Source organism: Pseudomonas sp. Tul2A7, from assembly GCF_054790505.1.
In genome coordinates this window covers 2,002,424-2,024,453 of the sequence record NZ_CP186499.1, presented here as the reverse complement: position 1 = coordinate 2,024,453, position 22,030 = coordinate 2,002,424, and the positions used below count along the sequence as shown (strand labels likewise).

The 22,030-nt window shown below is 59.2% G+C and carries 21 protein-coding genes; 6 read left to right on the top strand and 15 right to left on the bottom strand.

Features of this window, described 5'->3' with window-relative positions:
• Positions 1-29 precede the first annotated feature (29 nt).
• Entirely contained in the window at positions 30-743 is a 714-nt protein-coding gene (locus tag ACOYXJ_RS09030; protein WP_102902567.1) for a PA5502 family lipoprotein, read from the top strand.
• 121 nt (positions 744-864) lie between these two features.
• On the opposite strand, the gene katE is transcribed toward ACOYXJ_RS09030, so the two are convergent.
• Entirely contained in the window at positions 865-3,006 is a 2,142-nt protein-coding gene (katE, locus tag ACOYXJ_RS09025; protein WP_460373110.1) for a catalase HPII, read from the bottom strand.
• Between the two features lie 260 nt (positions 3,007-3,266).
• Here katE and ACOYXJ_RS09020 point away from each other — a divergent pair, with 260 nt between their 5' ends.
• The 3 genes from ACOYXJ_RS09020 (at position 3,267) to ACOYXJ_RS09010 (ending at position 5,796) form a co-directional block, all read left to right on the top strand.
• A complete protein-coding gene (locus ACOYXJ_RS09020) occupies positions 3,267-4,274 on the top strand; it encodes a methionine ABC transporter ATP-binding protein (RefSeq protein ID WP_016986453.1) in 1,008 nt (335 codons plus the stop codon).
• Positions 4,274-4,948, top strand: coding sequence for a methionine ABC transporter permease (locus tag ACOYXJ_RS09015; RefSeq protein ID WP_016986455.1), 675 nt, complete (start codon positions 4,274-4,276; stop codon positions 4,946-4,948). Before ACOYXJ_RS09020 ends, ACOYXJ_RS09015 begins: the two co-directional genes overlap by 1 nt.
• 77 nt (positions 4,949-5,025) lie before the next feature.
• The gene (locus ACOYXJ_RS09010) at positions 5,026-5,796 is read left to right on the top strand and encodes a MetQ/NlpA family ABC transporter substrate-binding protein (protein ID WP_150795072.1); all 771 of its coding nucleotides are present in this window, start codon (positions 5,026-5,028) and stop codon (positions 5,794-5,796) included.
• A gap of 282 nt (positions 5,797-6,078) precedes the next feature.
• On the opposite strand, the gene ACOYXJ_RS09005 is transcribed toward ACOYXJ_RS09010, so the two are convergent.
• From ACOYXJ_RS09005 to ACOYXJ_RS08985, 5 genes are read right to left on the bottom strand one after another with little or no spacing between them, the layout of a single operon-like run.
• Positions 6,079-6,714: an SCO family protein gene (locus ACOYXJ_RS09005; protein WP_008081211.1), complete on the bottom strand. Its 636-nt coding sequence runs from the start codon at positions 6,712-6,714 to the stop codon at positions 6,079-6,081.
• The gene (cyoE, locus tag ACOYXJ_RS09000; protein ID WP_460369042.1) at positions 6,711-7,610 is read right to left on the bottom strand and encodes a heme o synthase; all 900 of its coding nucleotides are present in this window, start codon (positions 7,608-7,610) and stop codon (positions 6,711-6,713) included. Before cyoE ends, ACOYXJ_RS09005 begins: the two co-directional genes overlap by 4 nt.
• Positions 7,598-8,677 carry a COX15/CtaA family protein gene (locus tag ACOYXJ_RS08995; protein ID WP_150795074.1) on the bottom strand — a complete coding sequence of 360 codons (1,080 nt, stop codon included), beginning with the start codon at positions 8,675-8,677 and terminating at the stop codon, positions 7,598-7,600. The genes cyoE and ACOYXJ_RS08995 overlap by 13 nt, the downstream gene beginning before the upstream one ends.
• Before the next feature lie 10 nt (positions 8,678-8,687).
• On the bottom strand, positions 8,688-9,281 hold the full coding sequence (locus ACOYXJ_RS08990) for a hypothetical protein (protein WP_122596896.1): 594 nt from the start codon (positions 9,279-9,281) through the stop codon (positions 8,688-8,690).
• Positions 9,247-9,987 carry an SURF1 family protein gene (locus tag ACOYXJ_RS08985; protein ID WP_460369038.1) on the bottom strand — a complete coding sequence of 247 codons (741 nt, stop codon included), beginning with the start codon at positions 9,985-9,987 and terminating at the stop codon, positions 9,247-9,249. Before ACOYXJ_RS08985 ends, ACOYXJ_RS08990 begins: the two co-directional genes overlap by 35 nt.
• Before the next feature lie 71 nt (positions 9,988-10,058).
• On the opposite strand from ACOYXJ_RS08985, the gene ACOYXJ_RS08980 reads away from it, so the two are divergent.
• Entirely contained in the window at positions 10,059-10,262 is a 204-nt protein-coding gene (locus ACOYXJ_RS08980) for a twin transmembrane helix small protein (protein ID WP_007911731.1), read from the top strand.
• Positions 10,263-10,271: 9 nt separating this feature from the next.
• Here the strand turns inward: ACOYXJ_RS08980 and ACOYXJ_RS08975 are convergent, their stop codons facing one another.
• From ACOYXJ_RS08975 to coxB, 4 genes are all read right to left on the bottom strand, one after another.
• Positions 10,272-11,159 carry a cytochrome c oxidase subunit 3 gene (locus tag ACOYXJ_RS08975; protein WP_460369036.1) on the bottom strand — a complete coding sequence of 296 codons (888 nt, stop codon included), beginning with the start codon at positions 11,157-11,159 and terminating at the stop codon, positions 10,272-10,274.
• A gap of 25 nt (positions 11,160-11,184) precedes the next feature.
• Complete coding sequence (locus ACOYXJ_RS08970) at positions 11,185-11,736, bottom strand: cytochrome c oxidase assembly protein (RefSeq protein ID WP_460369034.1); 552 nt, start codon at positions 11,734-11,736, stop codon at positions 11,185-11,187.
• Positions 11,737-11,862: 126 nt separating this feature from the next.
• Positions 11,863-13,449 (bottom strand): cytochrome c oxidase subunit I, encoded by a 1,587-nt coding sequence (ctaD, locus tag ACOYXJ_RS08965; RefSeq protein ID WP_095119635.1) that lies wholly within the window; start codon positions 13,447-13,449, stop codon positions 11,863-11,865.
• A gap of 82 nt (positions 13,450-13,531) precedes the next feature.
• Positions 13,532-14,659 carry a cytochrome c oxidase subunit II gene (coxB, locus tag ACOYXJ_RS08960; RefSeq protein WP_460369032.1) on the bottom strand — a complete coding sequence of 376 codons (1,128 nt, stop codon included), beginning with the start codon at positions 14,657-14,659 and terminating at the stop codon, positions 13,532-13,534.
• Between the two features lie 369 nt (positions 14,660-15,028).
• Here coxB and ACOYXJ_RS08955 point away from each other — a divergent pair, with 369 nt between their 5' ends.
• Positions 15,029-15,679 carry a hypothetical protein gene (locus tag ACOYXJ_RS08955; RefSeq protein ID WP_460369030.1) on the top strand — a complete coding sequence of 217 codons (651 nt, stop codon included), beginning with the start codon at positions 15,029-15,031 and terminating at the stop codon, positions 15,677-15,679.
• Between the two features lie 128 nt (positions 15,680-15,807).
• On the opposite strand, the gene ACOYXJ_RS08950 is transcribed toward ACOYXJ_RS08955, so the two are convergent.
• The 5 genes from ACOYXJ_RS08950 to ACOYXJ_RS08930 all read right to left on the bottom strand — a co-directional run bounded on the left by ACOYXJ_RS08950 (position 15,808) and on the right by ACOYXJ_RS08930 (position 22,023).
• Complete coding sequence (locus ACOYXJ_RS08950; protein ID WP_016983437.1) at positions 15,808-17,334, bottom strand: SulP family inorganic anion transporter; 1,527 nt, start codon at positions 17,332-17,334, stop codon at positions 15,808-15,810.
• 90 nt (positions 17,335-17,424) lie between these two features.
• The gene (locus ACOYXJ_RS08945) at positions 17,425-18,153 is read right to left on the bottom strand and encodes a carbonic anhydrase (RefSeq protein ID WP_007911720.1); all 729 of its coding nucleotides are present in this window, start codon (positions 18,151-18,153) and stop codon (positions 17,425-17,427) included.
• Between the two features lie 238 nt (positions 18,154-18,391).
• Entirely contained in the window at positions 18,392-19,450 is a 1,059-nt protein-coding gene (locus ACOYXJ_RS08940) for a PA0069 family radical SAM protein (protein ID WP_460369028.1), read from the bottom strand.
• Between the two features lie 450 nt (positions 19,451-19,900).
• Positions 19,901-20,464 carry a hypothetical protein gene (locus ACOYXJ_RS08935; protein ID WP_150795080.1) on the bottom strand — a complete coding sequence of 188 codons (564 nt, stop codon included), beginning with the start codon at positions 20,462-20,464 and terminating at the stop codon, positions 19,901-19,903.
• A gap of 257 nt (positions 20,465-20,721) precedes the next feature.
• Positions 20,722-22,023 (bottom strand): c-type cytochrome, encoded by a 1,302-nt coding sequence (locus tag ACOYXJ_RS08930; protein ID WP_460369026.1) that lies wholly within the window; start codon positions 22,021-22,023, stop codon positions 20,722-20,724.
• Positions 22,024-22,030: the final 7 nt, after the last annotated feature.

Below are 22,030 nucleotides of genomic sequence, written 5' to 3'. Positions count from 1 at the left end.
GCTTTTTGCGCAAATAGAGAGTCGCAGGAATGAAGCCGTTCGCCTCCCGTTATCTGCTCCTTGTCGCATTTTCAGTGCTGCTGGGCGCCTGCCAAAGTACGCCGCCGGTGGCTGAAGTCCCCGATGCGCGGGCTACGGCCATTGCACAGCTGGAACAAAGCCTGGCCAGCAGCGAATTGGCCACTGCCGAAGATCAGTTGGCCGCTTTGCAGAAAGAAACCCCAAACGATCAATCCCTTGAGCAGTACCAGCGGCAATTGGCCGAGGCGTATCTGCGCCGCAGCCAGATCGTGCTGCAGAAGGGCGATGTGAATGCAGCCGCCACGGCGTTGAGCCGGGCCCGTGCGTTGATGCCGAAAGCACCGGCGCTGACCGGTGGCGTCAATGGCGCCATCACTGAAGCGCGCAAGGCTGAGCTGGAAAAGGCTGAAGCGGCGCTGTTGGCAGCCGAAGCCAAGCCGAAAGCCAAAGTGATCGATCCAACTGCCGAGAGCACTACGGTGGCGTTGAATATCACTGATAGTCGCAAACTTCGTCGCCAACTGGATGCGATCGCTGCGGATGTGGTGAATTATGAGTGTGGGGTGACGATTCAGGCGCCACGGACGAATGATTATCCTTGGTTGGCGACGTTGCTGAGCAAGCGGGTCAAGAAATTGAATCCGGATTTTGATCTGAAGATTGTGAAGCAGACCGTGCGCACCGTGCCGGCGCAGATGGTTTTGAGCCCGCGTAAACCCTAAAAGCTTCGCGAGCAGGCTCGCTCCCACAGGGATCTCCAGTGAACACAAAATTCGTGTTTATAGGAGAACCCTTGTGGGAGCGAGCCTGCTCGCGAAAGCGGTCTGTCTATTCCCGAAGATCTTAAGCCGGAATGGCCTTGGCTTTAGGCTCCCGCTCCCAAACCCGATGCTGCCCGATCGCGGCGAAGAATGGTTTGGTCAGCGCCGGTACATCCTTGCCTTGCAGCAACCCGGCATCCGCCTCCAGCTTCAGCAAATCCTGCAATTGCTTGGCATCGCCGTGCAGCGCAATCGCCTTCAAATGCTTGTACGCCTCCAGCAGGTAATGCAGCGCAACGCCGTCGCCGCTCAACGCCTTCACCGACGCCGCACCACCTGGTACAAACACCGCATCGAAAATCACCGAAGGCATGCCTTCCATGGACGCATCCACTGGCAGGCTTTTCCCGTCAGCGGTCTTCACTGGCGCCGAAGTCGGCCCCAGCAACTTGGCATGCGCACCTTCAGCGGCCAATGCCTTCTTCATTGCATCAATCGCGGCACCATCGACGCCGTTGGCAGCTAGAATCGCCACTTTCCGGGTTTTGATGTTTTCCGGCAGCAGGTTGGCCTGGCTCAATGACGGCGAATGATCGAAGGAGGTTTTACGAACCTCGACCGTGCCTTTGGTAGGCGCAGGCAGACCCAGATTAGCCGCCACACGCTTGGCCAGTTCCAGATCGATGTTGGCCAGAATCTCGTTCACTTCCCGCGCACGGATGAACTCACGCTCAACCTTGCCCAGCTCGAAGCTGTAAGCGGCAATGATGTGCTCCTTCTCGTGATCGCTCATGCTGTTGAAGAACAGCGTCGCCTGAGAGAAGTGATCGCTGAACGACTCGCTGCGCTGGCGGATCTTGTTGGCATCGATGCGCTCTGGATAACTTTCGAAACCACCGTCCTGCGCGGCTGGCGGCGTTTCTTTCGGCCAGCCACCATCAATCGAGTTCGGCTCGTAAGAGGCGCGTCCCTTGTCGATCACCGTGCGGTGCTGGGCATCACGCTGGCCATTGTGGAACGGCGCCACCGGGCGGTTGATCGGCAACTCGTGAAAATTCGGCCCACCGAGTCGGCTGATTTGCGTATCGGTGTAGGAAAACAGTCGGCCCTGCAGCAACGGGTCGTTGGAGAAGTCGATGCCCGGCACGATATGGCCAGGGCAGAACGCGACCTGCTCGGTCTCGGCAAAGAAGTTGTCCGGGTTGCGGTTCAGGGTCATTTTGCCGAGCGGCGTGATCGGCACGATTTCTTCGGGGATCAGTTTGGTCGGGTCGAGGATGTCGAAATCGAAGTCATGCTCGTTTTCCTCCTCGATGATCTGCACGCCGAGTTCCCATTCCGGGTAGTCGCCCATCTCGATCGCTTCCCAGAGGTCGCGACGGTGGTAGTCAGTGTCTTTACCGGCAAGCTTCTGCGCCTCGTCCCACACCAGCGAGCAAGTACCCGCAGTAGGGCGCCAGTGGAATTTGACGAAGCGCGATTTACCCTCGGCATTGATCAGGCGGAAAGTGTGCACACCGAAGCCCTGCATGCTGCGCAGGCTTTTCGGGATCGCGCGGTCGGACATCGCCCAGATGACCATATGCGCCGATTCCGGCACCAAGGACACGAAGTCCCAGAAAGTATCGTGGGCCGAGCCGCCGGTAGGGATTTCATTGTGCGGCTCGGGTTTTACCGCGTGGACGAAGTCGGGAAACTTGATCGCGTCCTGAATGAAAAACACTGGCATGTTGTTGCCGACCAGGTCGAAGTTGCCTTCATCAGTGAAGAACTTCACCGCGAAACCACGCACGTCGCGCACGGTGTCGCCGGAACCACGCGGCCCCTGCACCGTGGAAAAGCGCACGAATACCGGGGTCTTTTTCCCCGGATCCTGTAGGAAACCGGCCTTGGTCAGCTCCGAATGGTTCTCGTACGCCTGAAAGAAGCCATGCGCGCCAGTGCCGCGCGCGTGAACAATGCGTTCCGGGATCCGCTCATGGTCAAAATGCGTGATCTTTTCCCGCATGATGAAGTCTTCAAGCAGCGACGGCCCGCGCGGCCCGGCCTTAAGGGTGTTCTGATTATCGGCGATCTTCACACCCTGGTTGGTGCGCAGGGCCTGGCCGGTGGCGTCGGAGCGAAACTTCTCCAGGCTGTCGAGTTTGGCGTTGGTGTTGGCGCGATCCGGGGCATCGGTTCCGGCCATCTGGCTTTTATCGGTCGTAGGCTTCTTGCTCATCAGTCGTAAACTCCTCGGTTGACCCCGATGCTCGCCGGGGACTCTTGAGTGGTTCCCGGGCACGGCACCCAGGGTTTTCAAGTCGCTTACTTAGTGACTGATGGGCTGCTTTGGACGTTCCTTTTTTATGACCTTTGATCTTGTTATTGCCAAATCGAAGGTTAATTGCGAAATAAATGCTAAGAACCTCTATACGGACAGGCTAAAATGCGCGCCCGGCTAACCGCTGATCCTTTTCTAACGCGCCCCACAAGGTTCGCTACGTGATCGAGTTTCAAAACGTCCATAAGACTTACCGCGTCGCCGGTAAGGATATTCCCGCGCTGCACCCGACCAGTCTCTCTATCGAGAACGGGCAGGTGTTCGGCTTGATCGGCCATTCCGGCGCGGGCAAAAGTACCCTGCTGCGTCTGATCAATCGCCTGGAGAACTCCAGCGGCGGCAAGATCATCGTCGACGGCGAAGAAGTCACCGCGCTGGACGCCAACGGCCTGCGCCGTTTCCGTCAGCAAGTCGGGATGATCTTCCAGCACTTCAACCTGCTCGCCTCCAAGACCGTGGCCGACAACGTTGCGTTGCCGCTGACCCTGGCCGGCGAACTGTCGGGCAGCGAGATTGACAAGCGTGTTGCCGAATTGCTGGCGCGAGTCGGTCTGTCTGACCACGCCAAGAAGTATCCGGCGCAATTGTCCGGTGGCCAGAAGCAGCGCGTCGGCATCGCCCGCGCCCTGGCGACCAAGCCAAAGATTCTGCTGTGCGACGAGGCCACCAGTGCCCTCGACCCGCAGACCACCGCGTCGGTCCTGCAACTGCTGGCCGAGATCAACCGTGAACTGAAACTGACCATCGTCCTGATCACCCACGAGATGGATGTCATCCGTCGCGTCTGTGATCAAGTCGCGGTGATGGATGCCGGCGTGATCGTCGAGCAAGGTTCGGTGGCCGATGTGTTCCTGCATCCAAAGCACCCGACCACCAAGCGCTTTGTTCAGGAAAGCGAGCAGATCGACGAGAGTGAACAGCGTGATGACTTTGCTCACGTGCCGGGGCGCATCGTGCGTCTGACCTTCCAGGGCGAAGCGACCTACGCGCCGCTGCTCGGTACCGTCGCCCGGGAAACCGGCGTCGACTACAGCATCCTCGCCGGTCGTATCGACCGCATCAAAGACATTCCGTACGGGCAATTGACCCTCGCCGTCACCGGTGGCGACATGGAAGCGGCTTTCGCCCGCTTCACCGCCGCTGACGTTCACATGGAGGTATTGCGCTAATGGAAGACCTGATCAGTTTCTTCACCAATATCGACTGGTACGAAATCTGGCTGGCCACCGGCGACACCATGCTGATGCTCGGCGGTTCGCTGCTGTTCACCGTGTTGCTCGGCCTGCCGCTGGGCGTGTTGCTGTTCCTCTGCAGCCCGCGTCAGCTGCTGGAAAACCGTGGCCTCTACGCGTTCATGTCGCTGGCAGTGAACATCCTGCGTTCGCTGCCGTTCATTATTCTGTTGATCGTGATGATCCCGTTCACCGTGCTGATCACCGGCACCTCGCTGGGCGTGGCCGGTGCGATCCCGCCGTTGGTGGTGGGTGCTACACCGTTCTTCGCGCGTCTGGTGGAAACCGCGCTGCGTGAAGTCGATCGCGGCATCATCGAAGCGACCCAGTCGATGGGCGCGACCACCCGGCAGATCATCATGAACGCCCTGCTGCCGGAAGCCCGTCCGGGCATCTTCGCGGCGATTACGGTGACGGCGATTACACTGGTGTCCTACACGGCAATGGCGGGTGTGGTTGGCGCCGGTGGTCTGGGTGACCTGGCCATCCGTTTCGGCTACCAGCGTTTCCAGACTGACGTGATGATCGTCACCGTAGTGTTGCTGTTGATTCTGGTGCAGGTGTTGCAAATGGTAGGCGATCGACTGGTTGTGCATTTCTCGCGCAAATAAACCGGTCTGGTCATTAAGAGATGAGCCGGCCATTCGCTGGCAGGCGCCAGACGGGCGCCTCATAAGGAGTTAGCTGAATGAAAAAACTGATCGCTGCTTTTGCTGCCGTTGCAGCATTCTCGGCCCACGCCGAAACCCTGACCGTTGCCGCCACTCCGGTGCCGCACGCGGAAATCCTCGAGTTCGTGAAGCCGGCCCTGGCCAAAGAAGGCGTGGATCTGAAGGTCAAGGTCTTCACCGACTACATTCAGCCGAACGTACAGGTCGCGGAAAAGCGTCTGGACGCCAACTTCTTCCAGCACCAGCCGTACCTCGATGAGTTCAACAAGGCCAAGGGCACCAGTCTGGTTGCCGTGACCGGTGTGCACCTGGAGCCACTGGGCGCCTACTCGAGCAAGCTCAAGGATCTGAAGGATCTGCCAAGCGGCGCCAACGTGGTGATCCCGAACGACGCCACCAACGGCGGCCGTGCGCTGTTGCTGCTGGCCAAGGCGGGCGTGATTACGCTGAAGGATCCGAGCAACATCCTGTCGACCGTCAAAGACATCGCGACCAACCCGAAAGACCTGAAGATCCGTGAACTGGAAGCCGCGACCATCCCGCGCGTGCTGACCCAGGTCGATCTGGCGCTGATCAACACCAACTACGCGCTGGAAGCCAAGCTCGATCCGTCCAAGGATGCGCTGGTGATCGAAGGTAATGATTCGCCGTACGTGAACATCCTCGTGTCCCGCGCGGACAATAAGGACAGCGACGCGATGAAGAAACTCGCTGCTGCGCTGCACAGCCCGGAAGTGAAGAAGTTCATTACCGAGAAGTACAAGGGTGCGGTATTGCCGGCGTTTTGATTTGGATGGCTGCAATGAAAAAGGGGACGCCATGCGCGTCCCCTTTTTTGTGTCTGGTGCTTGGCTTTGGACCTGCTCTGAAGCTGCCCCTCACCCCAGCCCTCTCCCGGAGGGAGAGGGGGCCGACCGAGGTGTCTTGCGTCATACATCGACCTGAAAGATCGAGTCGATTATGGATTCAAAGAAGCACGTTCATTTCGGCGTAATTCTTGAATATCCCCCATTCAGTCCCCTCTCCCTCCGGGAGAGGGCTAGGGTGAGGGGCTTTTCGCTCTTCAGCTTTTATTTGCGGTTAAGCATGACCGGCAGTTGCGCAACCAGTTTGGCATTATTCAACGGCGCTCGAATAAACCCCCGCTGCGTCCCGTCCGGGCCGATCACCGCCAGATTGCCGCTATGGTCGACGGTGTAATTCGGCTTACTGGTATCCGCCGGAATAAACGGAATACTCACCGCATTCGCCACCTTCTGCAGCTCTTCAATCGAGGTCGGCGTGAGGCCAATGAACTGCGGATCGAAGTAGCCCAGATACTGCTTCAACTGCTTCGGGTTATCGCGGTTCGGGTCAACGCTGACCAGCACGATCTGCAACTTGTCCACGGCATCCTTCGGCAGTTCACTTTTGATCTGGCGCAGTTGTGCGAGGGTGGTCGGGCAGATGTCCGGGCAGAAGGTGTAGCCGAAGAACAACAGACTCCACTTACCTTTGAGCTCATTGATCGCCACCGGTTTGCCGTCCTGATCGGTCATCGTCACGTCCGGCAGGTTGCGGCTCTGCGGCAGCAGGATAATGCCGGCGTCGATCAGCGCGGTCGGGTCGCCCTGGCCCTTGCCGCTCAGCACTTTGTTGACGGTCAGGCCGAGGATCAGCGCGATCACGGCGACGAGGATGAAGACGGTTTTCTGGGTTCGAGTCATAGGTTCAACGGTAAGTAGTGGTCTACGAGCAGGGCGATGAACAGCAGAAACAAGTACCAGATAGAGTACTTGAAGGTGTTGATCGCCGCGTGCGGCCGAGTGCCACGGTACAGCACCACGGCCCATTGCAGAAACCTTGCGCCCAGCGCGAGCGCGCAAATCAGGTAGAGCATGCCGCTCATGTGGATCACGTACGGCAGCAGGCTCACCGCCAGCAGCGCGAAGGTGTACAGCAGAATGTGCACCTTGGTGTAGTGCTCGCCGTGGGTGACCGGCAGCATCGGGATGTCAGCCTTGGCGTATTCCTCTTTGCGATGGATCGCCAGCGCCCAGAAGTGCGGTGGCGTCCAGGCGAAGATGATCAACACCAGCAACAACGGTTCGGCGCTGACGTGGCCGGTGGCGGCGGTCCAGCCGAGCAGCGGCGGGGCGGCGCCGGCGAGGCCACCGATGACGATGTTTTGCGGCGTCGCGCGTTTGAGGAAACCGGTGTAGATCACGGCGTAACCGAGCAGCGAGGCCAAGGTCAGCCAAGCGGTCAGCGGATTGGTGAAAGTCAGCAGCAAGGCCTGACCGAGCAGCGCCAATACCAATGCAAAGGTCAGCGCCGCGGCCGGTGAAACCCGTCCTTCGGCCAATGGCCGTTTGTGCGTGCGCGCCATCACCGCATCGATGCGTCGATCCACCACATGGTTGACCGCCGCCGCGCCGCCGGCACACAACGCAATCCCCAGATTGCCAAACACCAGCACCGTCCACGGCACCCCGGCGCGAGTCGCGAGGAACATGCCGACCAGCGAAGTGATCAGCATCAGCACCACGACTTTCGGTTTGGTCAGTTCCAGATAATCTCGCCAGATCGCCTGATGCGGGCGCTCGCCAATCAGAATCGCCACGGCGTTTCTCCTTTTAGGGTGATGGGCGCGGCCGCGTGTTTACGCGGACTCAGACGCCAGCGTGCGAGCACCGGTTGTTTGACCCGGACCAGACTGGTCCGCGCGTGATAGTTGACCAGCACCATCGTCAGCAACAGCGCCGCACCGCCGGCGTTATGCGCGACCGCCACCGGCAGCGGCAGATGGAACAGCACGTTGCTGATGCCGAGGGTGATCTGTGCGGCGAGGGCGATCAGCACCAGACCGGCCAGCCGCGTCATGCCGACCACTTTTAGTTGCCAAGCCAAGCCGAGCAGAACCAACGTCACCAGCAAAGCGCCGATACGGTGAGTCAGGTGAATCGCCGTGCGTGCATCGCTGTCGAGTTGTCCGCCGAGATAATTCGGGCCGATGTGTTGAGTCAGGTGAAAACCATTGGCGAAATCCGCTGGCGGCAACCATTGCCCGTGGCAGGTCGGAAAATCGATGCAGGCCACCGCCGCGTAGTTGGAGCTGACCCAGCCACCCAGCGCGATCTGGCCGATCACCAGCAACAATCCCGCCGTCGCCCAATACTGCAAACGCTTGGGCACGGTCAGCGCCGGCAGCACGCCGGACAATCGCAACGTCAGCAAAAACAGCAGACTCAACGTCGCAAAACCGCCGAGCAAATGCCCGGTGACCACCTGCGGCCAGAGTTTCAGCGTCACCGTCCACATGCCGAACGCCGCTTGCGCAAACACCACCGCCAGCAGAAACAGCGGCAGTTTCAACGGCTGCCCCGGATGACGACGATTGACCCACGCGCGCCCGGCGAGAATCGAAATCAGCAGGCCGAGGGTGCCGGCGAAATAGCGGTGAATCATCTCGTTCCAGCCCTTGTGCGCCTCCACCGGCGAGTCGGGGTAATGCAGTTCGGCATGAGCCAGTTGCGCTTCGCTTTTCGGCACGCTGATAAAGCCGTAGCAGCCCGGCCAGTCCGGACAGCCGAGGCCAGCGTGGGTCAGGCGCGTATAGGCGCCGAGCAGCACCACAATCAGTGCCAGCAGGGTGGCAAACAGCGCGAGGCGAAATCCAGGTTTGGCCATGACGATGCCCTTATCCGATGTTCGACAGTTTCAGCAGGTGACGCAGGTCGTTGAGCAGATCCTTGCCCTTCACATTCGGCTCGTAACGCAGCACGAGGTTGCCGTGCGGGTCGATGATCCACAGTTGCGGCGTGGCTTTGTCGCCAGTGGTTTTACTGAACACACCAGCGTCCAGCGGATAGCGTTGCAGCTGTGGATATTCACGGGTCAGCTTGGCTTCGTAATCGGCGCTCACTGGTTGCGCCACGGCGAGGGCATGGCTGGCGCGGCCGGCCTCGCGACCGAGGCCGATCTGGATCTGCCGCGCCAGGTACACCAGTTGCTGGCAGTCCACCGCGCAATCCTTCGGCGCGGTGACCAGCATCTGCCAGCGTGCTTCATCGGCTTGCACGCCGAGGTCGGCGCGGGTCTGGCCGTTGCCGATCAGCTCACCGTGATAGCTGCGACCTTCCGGCACCCAGAACTGCAATTTGTACATGCCGGTGGCGAGCAGCATCGGGCCGACCACGCCGAGCACAATCAGCAACAGCTGAATGCGCCCGCGACGGCGGCTGGCGGCAGGTTTTGCCTCAGACATGCTGGGTGGATTCATGGCCGTTCCCATGGTGTTTCTCCTTTGCGTTGTGCAAGCCCAAATAGATGTAGAGGCCGAGCAGGGCGGTGGCCATGGCGAACCACTGCACGGCGTAACCGAGGTGTTTTTCCGGGCCCATGGCGACCACCGGCCAATCGGCCTCGTAGCTGGCCGGGCCGGGTTCGGCGCGTAATTCGTAGGCGAAGCCGTCGCGCTCGAGGGTTTGCCACAGCTTGGTGGGCTCGACGGCAGTGATGGTTTGCGGCCAGGTGTTGCTGACCGGATCGGCGTGCAACTGGAAGGTCGCGCCGGGGGCGACGTAGACCCACGCTTCGATATTCAGCGCATCGGCAGGCGTGGTGAATTGCGGCGGCACGCGGCGATCCGGCCACGGCAACCAGCCACGATTGACCAGCAGCCACAAACCGCTGCGTTGGTCCTGAAACGGTTGCAGCAGCTCGACGCCGACCTTGCCGTTTCGCTGACGGTTATCCAGCAGCAAGCTGTGCGCGGCATCGAACTGGCCGTGCAGATGCACACGGCGATAGGCCGGATCGGCGCTGCTCAGCAACTCGCTGCTGGCCATCGGTTCGGCGGCGCGGCGTTCGGCGTAACTGGCGAGCAGGGCGGTTTTCTCGGCACCCCGGCTCAATTGCCAGAAGCCTAGCGAAACCAGCAGCGGCAGCAACAAGGCAACCACCACGGTCGGAATCACGCCCGGACGAAAGCGCTTCATGGCCGCGCCACAAAGTCAGTCGTTGCGATCGCTATACTCAACTGCATCGCCTGTCCCCCGGAGTTCTTCCCATGCTCAAAACAGCGATCGTCCTGATGCTGATTGCCACGGTGATCAGCCTGTTCAGCGGCCTGTTTTTCCTGGTCAAGGACGACAGCAGCTCCAATCGCCTGGTCATCGCCTTGAGTGTTCGGGTGGCATTGGCCGCTGCTACCGTCGGCTTGATCGCCTGGGGCTTTTACAGCGGCCAACTGGTGTCGCATGCGCCTTGGTAGCGTTGCTCCTCAGAGCACGTAAACGAAGATGAATAAGCCGATCCACACCACGTCGACGAAGTGCCAATACCAGCTCGCCGCTTCGAAACCGAACTGGTGCTCGTTGTCGAAATGACCCTTCATGATGCGCATCAGCATCACGAACAGAATGATCGTGCCGATGGTCACGTGGGCGCCGTGGAACCCGGTGAGCATGAAGAACGTCGCGCCATAAATGCCCGAACCGAGGGTCAGCCCCAGTTCGTGATAGGCGTGGATGTATTCCTCAGCCTGGAAACCGAGAAACGCGCAGCCCAGCAGCACGGTGATCGCCAGCCAGATTTTCAGTGCGCCGCGATGGCCCTTCTTCAAAGCATGGTGGGCAATGGTGATGGTCACGCTGGAGCTGACCAGCAGAATCGTGTTGATCAGCGGCAGGCCCCACGGGCTGATGATGTCTTTCGGTGGCGGGAACAGTTTCGGATCCGGCGTGTGCAGCAGCGGCCAGGTGAACTGGAAGTTCGGCCAGAGCATGTGCGCGATGCCTTTCGGGCCTTCACCGCCGAGAGCCGGACCCGAGATGTGCCGCACGTAAAACAGCGCACCAAAAAAGGCGATGAAGAACATCACCTCGGAGAAGATGAACCAACTCATGCCCCAGCGGAACGAGCGATCCAGCTGCGCGCTGTAGAGTCCCGCGCGGCTTTCCTTGATCACCGTGCCGAACCAGCCGAACAGCATGTACGCCACCAGCAGGCCACCGACGAAAAAAATCAGCGGGCCGTGGGATTCCGGGCGCGCGGCCTTCAGATCGTTGAACCAGGTGGCCAGACCGTACACGGTGACGAGCATCCCGACCGTGGCAATGATCGGCCATTTGCTCTGGGCCGGAACGAAATAGTGCTCATGAGTTGCCATTTATTGTTCTCCTTATCGGGCACGCTCAACCGCCGGCGTTTACAGCCACCGGCGGATGTCGGGCGGTGATATCGAACAGCGTGTAGGACAGCGTCAGGTGCTTCACATCCTTGGGCATGTCGCGGTCAACAATGAAGCGCACTGGCATCTCGATCTGCTGACCGGGCTGCAGCACTTGCTGGGTAAAGCAAAAGCATTCGGTCTTGTGGAAGTACGCCGCCGCGTTGCTCGGCGCGATGCTCGGCACCGCTTGCGCACTCATCGGTTTGTCGGTGGGATTGCGCGCGATGAAAATCATCTCGTTGACCGCGCCGGGGTTGGCGGTGAGTTCGTCATGCTTGGGGTAGAAGTCCCATGGCATATCGGCGGTGTTGGTCGACAGAAACTGCACGCGCACCTGGCGTGAGGTGTCGACCACCTGCTCACCCTCGTACTGCCCGGCAGTCTTGCCGTTGATGCCGAAGGCCTTGCACATCACGTCGTAGATCGGCACCAGGGCAAAACCGAAGACAAACATCGCCACCACCACCCCGAGCAGGCGGGTGACGAGTTTTTTCATCGAGATCGAGTCAGCCATGGTTCATGCCTCTCATCAGATCCCTTGTGGGAGCGAGCCTGCTCGCGAAGCAGACCACTCGGTGCATCAGATGAACCGCGTCATCGTTCTTCGCGAGCAGGCTCGCTCCCACAGACAGATCTGTGTTCATTTCACTTCCGGCGGTGTGGTGAAGGTGTGATACGGCGCCGGTGACGGCACGCTCCACTCCAGACCTTCCGCACCATCCCAAGGCTTGGCCGGTGCAGGTTCGCCACCCCGAATGGTCTTGATCACGATGAACAGGAAGAAGATCTGTGTGGCACCGAACATGAACGCGCCGATCGACGAGACCATGTTGAAGTCGGCGAACTGCAGGTTGTAGTCCGGAATCCTTCGCGGCATCCCCGCCAGTCCGACGAAGTGCATCGGGAAGAAGGTCAGGTTCATGCCAACGAACGACAGCCAGAAATGCAGCTTGCCGAGGGTTTCGTCGTACATGTGCCCGGTCCATTTCGGCAACCAGTAATAGGCCGAGGCGAAGATCCCGAAGATCGCCCCCGGCACCAGCACATAGTGGAAGTGCGCGACGACAAAGTAGGTGTCCTGATACTGGAAGTCCGCCGGGGCGATAGCCAGCATCAGCCCGGAGAAACCGCCGATGGAGAACAGGATCACGAACGCCACCGCGAACAGCATCGGTGTCTCGAAGGTCATCGAGCCTTGCCACATGGTGCTGGCCCAGTTGAACACCTTGACCCCGGTCGGAACCGCGATGAGCATGGTCGCGTACATGAAGAACAATTCGCCCACCAACGGAATGCCCACGACGAACATGTGGTGCGCCCAGACGATGAACGACAGGAACGCAATGCTCGCCGTTGCATAGACCATCGAGGTGTAGCCGAACAGCGGTTTGCGCGCGAAGGTCGGGATGATCTGGCTGACCGCGCCGAACGCCGGCAGGATCATGATGTACACCTCAGGGTGCCCGAAGAACCAGAACACATGCTGGAACAGCACCGGGTCACCGCCACCGGCAGCGCTGAAGAAACTGGTGCCGAAGTGGATGTCCATCAGCATCATCGTCACGCACCCGGCCAGCACCGGCATCACCGCGATCAGCAGGAACGCGGTGATCAGCCAGGTCCAGACGAACAGCGGCATTTTCATCAGGGTCATGCCGGGGGCGCGCAGGTTGAGAATGGTCGCGATCACGTTGATCGCGCCCATGATCGAACTGATCCCCATCAGGTGGATGGCAAAGATGAAGAACGTCACGCTTTCCGGCGCATAGGTCGTCGACAGCGGCGCGTAAAAGGTCCAGCCGAAGTTCGGCCCGCCACCGGGGCTGAACAGGGTCGAGACCAGCAGCAGAAACGCCGCCGGCAGCAGCCAGAAGCTGAAGTTGTTCATCCGTGGCAGGGCCATGTCTGGCGCGCCGACCATCAGCGGGATCATCCAGTTGGCGAGGCCGACGAATGCCGGCATCACCGCACCGAAGACCATCACCAGACCGTGCATGGTGGTCATCTGGTTGAAGAACGCCGGTTCGACGATCTGCAAACCGGGCTGAAACAGCTCGGCACGGATCACCATGGCGAACGAGCCGCCAAGCAGGAACATCAGGAACGCAAACCACAGGTACAGCGTGCCGATGTCCTTGTGGTTGGTGGTCAGCACCCAGCGCATCAGGCCTTTGGCGGGGCCGTGGGCGTGGTCGGCATGACCGTGGTCATCGATGACAGCGCTCATGGCCGGTCTCCTTTACGTGAGTGGGCGGGGCGGGCCGGGGCGTGGTGCCCCGACCGGTTCACGAGGTACGCGATAGACCGGCTCATTTGCTTTCCGCCTGTTTCAGCTCCAGCACTTCTTTTGGCGTGACCATGTCGCCCTTGTTGTTGCCCCAGGCGTTACGTTCGTAGGTCACGACCGCTGCGATATCGACTTCCGACAGCTGTTTGCCGAACGCCGCCATGGCGGTGCCGGGCTTGCCGTGGAAGACAATGCTCAAGTGATCCTTGATCGGGCCGGTGGCAATTTTCGAGCCCTTGAGCGCCGGGAACATCGGCGGCAGGCCCTGGCCTTCGGCCTGGTGACAGGCAACGCAGGTGGTGTGATACACCTTGTCGCCGCGCTCCTTGAGTTCGTCGAGGGTCCAATCCTTACTGGTCAGCTCTTTAAGCTGCGCGGCCTCAGCCTTGCGCTCGGCGAGCCACTTGTCGTAATCGGCCTTGTCCTTGACCTCGACCACGATCGGCATGAAGCCGTGATCCTTGCCGCACAGTTCGGCGCACTGGCCGCGGTAAATGCCGGGCTTGTCGACACGCGTCCAGGCTTCGTTGACGAACCCCGGAATCGCATCGCGCTTGACCGCGAAGGCCGGCACCCACCACGAGTGGATCACGTCGGCGGAGGTTACAAGGAAGCGCACCTTGGCCCCGGTCGGCAGCACCAATGGCTTGTCGACCTCAAGCAAGTAGTGCTCGCCCTTGGCTTCCTTGTTGTGGATCTGTTCGGCGGGGGTGGCCAGGTTGCTGAAGAACTCGACGTCCTGGCCCAGGTATTTGTAGTGCCACTTCCACTGATAACCGGTGACCTGGATATCGATGTCCGGCTCACTGGTGTCGTACATCTTGATCAGCGTCGCGGTGGCGGGAACGGCCATGGCCACCAGAATCAGCAGCGGCACGACGGTCCACATGATTTCGACGCCGGTGCTTTCGTGGAATTTTGCGGCGACCTGCCCGGTAGAACGGCGGTGCACCATCATCGACCAGAACATGGCGCCGAAGACGATGATCCCGATCACCACACAGATCCAGAAAATGGTCATGTGCAGGTCGAATACTGCGTGACTGATTTCAGTCGCTCCAGGCGCCATATTCACAGTCCAGGCGGCGTTGGCCTGGCTGAAAATCGACCACAACAGGAGGCCCATCCAGACGTGTGGATGTCGCATCATTGCGGGTTCCCCTTATCGTTCTTGTTATCCCGCCGGCTTTCGCCTGCGGCAAGGGAGCGGCTGCATCAGACTACGAACTTGAATCGCCGGGCCTTGCTGCGGGTGCAGTCGGGCGTCATCAGCTAACTCCATTCACTGGCGAGTATAGACAGCGACGGGAAATTGCAATGTGCACACGTAAATGAACTGAAACAGCGGGGACTTGCGTTCAAGGGCACGAATGGAGAAGGATGCAGACGAGTGGTGGCAAACCGATATAACGCAGGCGCATCAAGGATGAAATAATTATGACAAATGCGTCTTAGCATTTTTCGTAAGCCAGCTAAGTTATGTCTTCCCTATTTCATTGCCTTGTTTCCTGGAGTTTTCATGAACACCGCCGCATTGCGCGAGCAGATCCAAAGAGCCCAACAACACGAAAAAGAAACCGGCCTGCTGACCCGTCAGCTGGAAAGCAAGCTGCCTCATTTACACCCGGCGATCCAATTGCCGGAAGCCGACGCCCAGGGCGTGCTGACGCGTTTTGTCGCCGCCTATATCGATGAAGTGCCAGACCTGCTGGATGCAGCCAATGAAGTCGCCAGGGAAGCGGGAATCGAATCGCAGATCAAACCGGTGCTGAAAATCGCCGAGCAGTATTTCCTCCAGCCGCCAGCCATCATGGCCGGGCACGTTGGCCTGGACAGCCTGCTTGATGAAGCCTATCTGGCGCACCGTTTTGTCGAAGAGGTCAACGACCTGTACATCAAGCATTTCGGCCAGCCACTGATCCCCCTGGACATGACGGTCGCCAACTTGATTGCTCACCAATTGATCGGTGAGGAATTTGCCAACCAACTGGACGAAGCGGTGCATCACGCCATTGACGAGATGCTCAACGATGAGAGTTTTGCCCTGGAATCGGTAGAGGTCTACCGCGAAAAACTCAGCAGCCCGGACACCGGCGCCGCGTGGAAACGCTGGCCGTGCATGGGCCGCCGACTGGGTGTGGGTCTGGAACTGGACCAGCCTGCTGCCTGAGTTATACACAATCCAATGTAGGAGTGAGCCTGCTCGCGATGGCGATAGATCAATCAACATCTTTGTTGACTGACCCGCCGTCATCGCGAGCAGGCTCACTCCTACAGGGTTTGAGTTCAACCGGAGATTTAACCGGCCGCGCCGATCCCGGTAGTCGTTCGAATCCGCCCCTCAAGCCTGCGCTTCAACCCGCGCGACTCAATCAACAGCTTCGACCCTTTCGCCGCATTCGCCCGGCCCCACTCCTCGAGCAACTCCAGACACGAATGGTCGATGTAGCTCAGGTTATTGAGCGGCACATGCACCGTGGTGCCCTGCGGAATACTGCCCAGTACCTGGGTCAGCGCCGGCACCTTGAGGAATGTCGCCGCACCGACCAGACGCAACTCCATTTCGCCATCCTGCGGCAGGTCGATCAGGCTGATCTTCAAACGCGAAGCCTTGAACGCCAGTTTCAACATCGTCAGACCGAAACCGATCAACACGCCCGTCAGCAGGTCAGTGAAGATGATCGCCAGCGCCGTCGCCGCGTAGGTGAACATCGGCATGCGCCCATAACGTCCCAGGCCTCGAAACGCTTTGAGATCGACCAGTTTGAACCCGGTGTAAACCAGCACACCGGCCAGACTCGCCACCGGAATGCTTTGCAGCACACTCGACAGCAGCAACACGAACGCCAGCAGCCACAGGCCATGGAAGATCGTCGAGTAACGCGTGGTCGCGCCGGCCTGGACGTTGGCCGAACTGCGCACGATCACCCCGGTCATCGGCAGCGCGCCGAGCAGACCGCAGAGCATGTTGCCGACACCTTGCGCCGACAGTTCGCGGTCGAAATCCGAACGCACGCCGCTGTGCATGCGATCCACCGCAGCTGCGGACAGCAACGTTTCCGCGCTGGCGATAAACGCCACCGCAAACGCAGCAATCAGCAGCGTCGGATCGGCAAGGCTAAGCAGGTCCGCAGGTTTGAGCCAATCGATGGCCTCCGCCAGATTCGCCGGCACTTCAACGCGTTTCACCTGCAACGCCAGCAGCAGACTTGCCCCGGTCGCGAGACCGACACCGAGCAATGCGCCCGGAACGAAGCGCAGCGAATGCGGGCGAAATTTTTCCCACAACCACATCACCGCAATCGTCGACAGCCCGAGCAGTCCGGCCTGCCAGCCGAACGACGGCAAGGCCTGCGCCACCGCCGCCGGGAACGCCGTAAGGTTATCCAGGCCCGAGGGCTTCGGTGACGCATCGAGCATCACATGCACCTGCGACAGCACAATCAACACGCCAATCCCCGCCAGCATGCCGTAGACCACCGCTGGCGCCGTGACCCGAAACCAGCAACCGAGCTTCAAGCGCCCGGCGACCAGTTGCAGGAAACCGGCGAGCAGCAGAATCGGCCCGAGCATCTCGATGCCGTGCTGGCGCACCAGTTCGAACACCAACACCGCCAGACCCGCCGCCGGCCCGCTGACCTGCAACGGCGAACCCGCCAGCCAACCGACCACCAGACCGCCGATGATCCCAGTGATCAAACCCTTGGCCGGTGGCAACCCTGACGCAATCGCGATACCCATGCACAGCGGCAACGCGACCAGAAACACAACCACTGAAGCGAGCAACTCCCGTGGCAACACCGCTTTCAATTGAGCCGCACGCATGGCGATTCTCCCGAAGTTTTCTTCAGGCATGGCTTCGCCGAACCGCTGAAACAGCGGCCGGCGTCAAACCACACAGATTTTTAGGAAGATTTAGAAGCGCGCTTTGGGCGTCGCCACCGGAATCGGATGGCTACCGTCGAGCGGCAGGAAACGGCCCTGATCCGCGTCGTAAGCTTTGATTTCGCTGGTTTCGATGTCGTAGACCCAGCCATGGATGAACAAATGACCGTTCGCCATGCGTGAGGCTACCGAAGGATGGGTACGCAAGTGCTGCAATTGGGCGATGACGTTTTCCTCGGTGAGGATCGGCATGCTTTCTTTTTCGTCGGCGCAGTTACAGTTCTCATGCACCATGGTTTTCGCGACTTCAGCGTGGCGCAGCCAGGCTTTGACCGTCGGCATTTTTTCCAGGCTGTCCGGATTGAGCACTGCACGCATGGCGCCGCAATCGGAGTGGCCGCAGATAATGATGTGTTGCACACCGAGCGCCAGTACCGCGTATTCGATCGCGGTGGAAACGCCGCCGTTCATCTGCCCGTAAGGCGGCACGACGTTGCCGACGTTACGGGTCACGAACAGATCACCGGGCGAGCTGTGGGTAATCAGCTCGGGGACGATGCGCGAGTCGGCGCAGGTGATGAACATCGCCTTGGGCGCCTGGGCCGTGGCGAGTTTCTTGAAGAGCTCTTCCTGCTGTGGGAAGACCTCATGATGAAAATGCAAAAAGCCGTCTACGATCTGGCGCAGCGCTGCATCGGCGGATTCCGCTTCAGGGGTTTGCGCCGACGCAGCCAACGGCTGTTTATCCTTGTCACTCATGATTCATCCTCTTTGGCGGATTAGGGGAGTCGTTCCCATGTATTCCGGTATGAAGCCAGTGGCTGTTTAAAACATCCGGGTCATCCCGACCCGTCAGTCACTCGATGAACAAGGTAGCCGCCGAAACTTAACTCAAACTGAATCAAACGCTCTAGAACGTGTGTTCCAGGTCACAAAAAACGTGACTGGGTGTTTTCGGCGGAAGGATTCCAACCCCTCAACCATAGGCCAATTGTCGCTAAATCAACGACATCTGGCGACCCGGCGGACAGAAGGCCGTGCAATCGAGGTTGTAGCCTTCGCGATGATTCATGCCAAGACGCTTTATGGCTTTGGCAAATCGTTGCGCGAGCAGGTCGGCGAACACCCCTTCACCACGCATCCGCGCCCCGAAACGGCTGTCGTAGAGGTCGCCGCCACGGCTCTGGCGGATCAGGCTCAGCACATGCGCGGCGCGTTGCGGATAGTGCGCCTGAAGCCATTCTTCAAACAGTGGCGCCACTTCCAGCGGCAGACGCAACATCATGTAGGCAGCGCTTTGCGCACCAGCGGCGTGGGCTTCGGTGAGCAGGTTCTCGATCTCGCTGTCGTTGATCATCGGGATCATTGGCGAACACAGCACGCCGACCGGAATGCCGGCTTCGCGCATCACCCGAATGGCGCGCAACCGCGCTTTGGGTGCGGCGGCGCGCGGTTCAAGGATGCGTTTGAGTTCGTCGTCCAGCGTGGTCAGGCTGATCATCACCGCCACCAGCCGTTGCTGCGCCAGCTCGGTCAGCAGGTCGAGGTCGCGCAGAATCAGCGAGCCTTTGGTGACGATGGTCACCGGGTGCTTATAACGCAGCAGCACTTCGAGGGTCTGGCGGGTGATTTTGTGTTCACGCTCGATGGGCTGGTACGGGTCGGTGTTGGAGCCCAGGTTGATCGGCGCGCATTGATAGCCTTTTTTCCCGAGCTGTTCTTCCAGCACTTGGGCGGCGTTGGTCTTGGCGATCAGCCTGGTTTCAAAATCCAGCCCCGGTGACATGTCCCAATAAGCGTGGCTGGGCCGTGCGTAGCAATAGATGCAGCCGTGTTCACAGCCACGATAAGGATTGATCGAGCGGTCGAAGGGCAGATCCGGAGAGGTGTTGCGAGTAATGATGGTCTTTGCGGTTTCGATCATCACCTCGGTGCCTTGGGTCAGCGGCACTTCCTGATACCAGCCATCATCCTCGGCCACCGAACGGTTTGGCGCGAAGCGGTTGTGCGGGTTGCTGGCGGTACCGCGACCGCGCGGGGGGAGAGGGCTGATCATTTGCGCGAACCTCATGTCTGTACATGCATACAGTACAAGGTTAAGCCCTGAGTGATCCAGTACCGTTCGGCTCAGGAACACAGGTGAAGTTCAGGTCTGCCATGTGCCGGGGTTGTTCATATAAATAACTGGAACAAGAGACAACCCACGAAACATATGTCGGGTTGTGAAGGAAAGTTATCAATTATAGCCTTCGCAACTTACCGGCACTGATGTCTGTGTATGAACTCTAAAAGGATTTAATTTATGTCGTTTCTCAATCAACGTGGTGTATTCCTACAAATGTAGAACTGGCCAAGGTTTATGTAAGTATCGTCAATCCGTAACAGAAAGTTTTTACTCGCTGTAACCGGCACAAAAGAAGCCCTGGATAAAGACTGATGCAGGGCTTTATAGCTGTATAGCTGATTCCTTTCGGCGACTCCTGCCAACTCAAGTCGCGCATCGGATTCATTCAGCGTAGTTTCTCATTGAAACAAACGAAGTCGCGATATTGACGAAAATCAGCTTGTCATTGGTATCAGAGTCGTCATCACCGTCAGCATCGATGTTGAATTTGCCGTCGCCCACCAATGTATCCTCCACCTTATAAAAGCCTGTGGCATTGATCTTTAACTTCACGTTAGCGTCAGGATGAGACAGATCGCTATTTGAAACTTTAAACAGATCAATACTCACGTGAGTCGGTTTATCCGTTTTCGCCTCACTGTCTGACGATATGAGGATGCAGCTATACAGGCGGCCTTCGCCCACAGTGCTCAAACCTGCCAACTTCGAGGCAAGACCCGCCGCGACGGTGTAGGTGTCCGTATCATATTCGTCGACCCCGTCATGTCCCTCCACATCATCCACCCCGGCGGCGCTGTGGTACTCGCCTTGGTCGTTGGCGTAAGCCGTGACCGTTACATCAGGCTTGAGATTATTTGCATAGCCATTGTTATAACGGGAAATTACAGCCTCTTGCTTGCCGTCTGTATTAGTGTCCTTAAACTCAACCACGACTGAATAGCTCATGTGATTTTCTCCATGCCTGCGCAATATCAAGATTTGAATTGCGTCACTTTGGACAGTAATTCAGACCACAAATAACGGCTACTGTCAGAGTTGACAGGTGTATGCATTCACAGTGTCGAGGTCAGCACGTGGCGGAATCTTTATCTGCTGTTCGGATATACACCAGTTCAGCTCCGACAGTAGTTGAGGTTTTCCCAGGTACCGCTGATACAGCACAAAAAACTCATGCTGCATCAACGTGCCAGGCACTCCAACAGTCAGTTATGCGTGGTGACCTGTCCCAGGTCATCCCCGGAAGTGGTTTGCATATCGTTCTTGCGCAGGCTTGTGACATCGCCAGCTGTGACCGGCGCGCCTTTGTTACCCCAACTGCCACGAATGAAACTCACCACATCCGCCACTTCTTGGTCGGACAGGCGCCAAGCAAAGCCCGGCATGGTGAAGGTCGAAGGCGCAGTGTGCGTCGCTGGCAGCGTACCGCCCTTGAGCACGATGTGGATCAGCGAGGTCGGATCTGCCGATTGCAGCACCGGATTGCCCGCCAGCGCCGGGAACACGCGGGTGTAGCCGTGGCCGTCGGTGCGGTGGCACGCCGCGCAGTTGTCGATGTAAACCGCAGCACCACGCTGACTGTCGTCACCGTTCCACAAGGCTTTGGCGGCTTTCTCATCGTACTGATGCGGTTGATCGTTCGGATCAGTGGCCGGCAGCGATTTGAGGTAGCGAGCAATCGCGGTCAGGTCGGCATCGGTCATGTATTGCATGCTGTGGGTGACCACGTCGCTCATGCCGCCGAACACCGCGCTGCGATCGCTGCGCCCGGTCTTGAGGAACTGCACCAGTTGCGCCTCGCTCCAACTGCCCAGACCGTCCTTGTGATCGCCGCGCAGGCTCTTGGCGATCCAGCCTTCCAGCGGCGCACTGCCGGCGAGGAAGGTGGTGCCGTCAGTCGCGCTCAGGGATTTTTCCTGCATGGTCAGCGCGCGTGGCGTATGGCATGCGCCGCAATGGCCGAGGCCTTCGACCAGATATGCGCCACGGTCGATCACCGGATCCTCTGACGTGGCTTTGTAGTCCTCGACCTTCGGCGCAAACATCCAGCGCCAGCCCATCAGCGGCCAGCGCATGCTGAGTGGCCATGGAATGTCGCTGGCCTTGTTCTCTTGCGCGACCGGTGCGACACCGTGCATGAAGTACGCGTACAGCGCTTGCATGTCGGTTTCGCTGACACGGGCGTAGGACGGATACGGCATCGCCGGGTACAACGTACTGCCGTTTTTGGCGACGCCATGGCGTACGGCCTGATCGAAGTCTTCGAAGCTGTATTCACCGACGCCGGTTTTGTCCGGGGTGATGTTGGTCGAGTAGATCGTACCGATCGGCGTTTCCATCGGCAGACCACCGGCGAACGGTTTGCCGTTCTTGGCGGTGTGGCAAGCCACGCAGTCACCGGCGCGGGCGAGGTATTCGCCCTGTTTGATCAAACGTTGATCAACTTCAGCCGCATGGAGTGTGGCACTGCCGAGCAACGCCAGGGTCGCGATAACGAGAGTCTTCATGGTCATC

Excerpts from the sequence above, each read along its gene's own strand:
- ACOYXJ_RS08985 (WP_460369038.1), bottom strand. The coding sequence starts at position 9,987 with ATGAAGCGCTTTCGTCCGGGCGTGATTCCGACCGTGGTGGTTGCCTTG.
- ACOYXJ_RS08970 (WP_460369034.1), bottom strand. The coding sequence starts at position 11,736 with ATGGCTGACTCGATCTCGATGAAAAAACTCGTCACCCGCCTGCTCGGG.
- ACOYXJ_RS08945 (WP_007911720.1), bottom strand. The coding sequence starts at position 18,153 with ATGAGTGACAAGGATAAACAGCCGTTGGCTGCGTCGGCGCAAACCCCT.
- ACOYXJ_RS08995 (WP_150795074.1), bottom strand. The coding sequence starts at position 8,677 with ATGGCCAAACCTGGATTTCGCCTCGCGCTGTTTGCCACCCTGCTGGCA.
- ACOYXJ_RS08930 (WP_460369026.1), bottom strand. The coding sequence starts at position 22,023 with ATGAAGACTCTCGTTATCGCGACCCTGGCGTTGCTCGGCAGTGCCACA.
- ctaD (WP_095119635.1), bottom strand. The coding sequence starts at position 13,449 with ATGAGCGCTGTCATCGATGACCACGGTCATGCCGACCACGCCCACGGC.
- ACOYXJ_RS09010 (WP_150795072.1), top strand. The coding sequence starts at position 5,026 with ATGAAAAAACTGATCGCTGCTTTTGCTGCCGTTGCAGCATTCTCGGCC.
- ACOYXJ_RS09030 (WP_102902567.1), top strand. The coding sequence starts at position 30 with ATGAAGCCGTTCGCCTCCCGTTATCTGCTCCTTGTCGCATTTTCAGTG.
- coxB (WP_460369032.1), bottom strand. The coding sequence starts at position 14,659 with ATGATGCGACATCCACACGTCTGGATGGGCCTCCTGTTGTGGTCGATT.
- ACOYXJ_RS09005 (WP_008081211.1), bottom strand. The coding sequence starts at position 6,714 with ATGACTCGAACCCAGAAAACCGTCTTCATCCTCGTCGCCGTGATCGCG.
- ACOYXJ_RS08940 (WP_460369028.1), bottom strand. The coding sequence starts at position 19,450 with ATGATCAGCCCTCTCCCCCCGCGCGGTCGCGGTACCGCCAGCAACCCG.
- ACOYXJ_RS08955 (WP_460369030.1), top strand. The coding sequence starts at position 15,029 with ATGAACACCGCCGCATTGCGCGAGCAGATCCAAAGAGCCCAACAACAC.
- ACOYXJ_RS08990 (WP_122596896.1), bottom strand. The coding sequence starts at position 9,281 with ATGGGAACGGCCATGAATCCACCCAGCATGTCTGAGGCAAAACCTGCC.
- ACOYXJ_RS08935 (WP_150795080.1), bottom strand. The coding sequence starts at position 20,464 with ATGAGCTATTCAGTCGTGGTTGAGTTTAAGGACACTAATACAGACGGC.
- ACOYXJ_RS09015 (WP_016986455.1), top strand. The coding sequence starts at position 4,274 with ATGGAAGACCTGATCAGTTTCTTCACCAATATCGACTGGTACGAAATC.
- ACOYXJ_RS08980 (WP_007911731.1), top strand. The coding sequence starts at position 10,059 with ATGCTCAAAACAGCGATCGTCCTGATGCTGATTGCCACGGTGATCAGC.
- ACOYXJ_RS08950 (WP_016983437.1), bottom strand. The coding sequence starts at position 17,334 with ATGCGTGCGGCTCAATTGAAAGCGGTGTTGCCACGGGAGTTGCTCGCT.
- ACOYXJ_RS08975 (WP_460369036.1), bottom strand. The coding sequence starts at position 11,159 with ATGGCAACTCATGAGCACTATTTCGTTCCGGCCCAGAGCAAATGGCCG.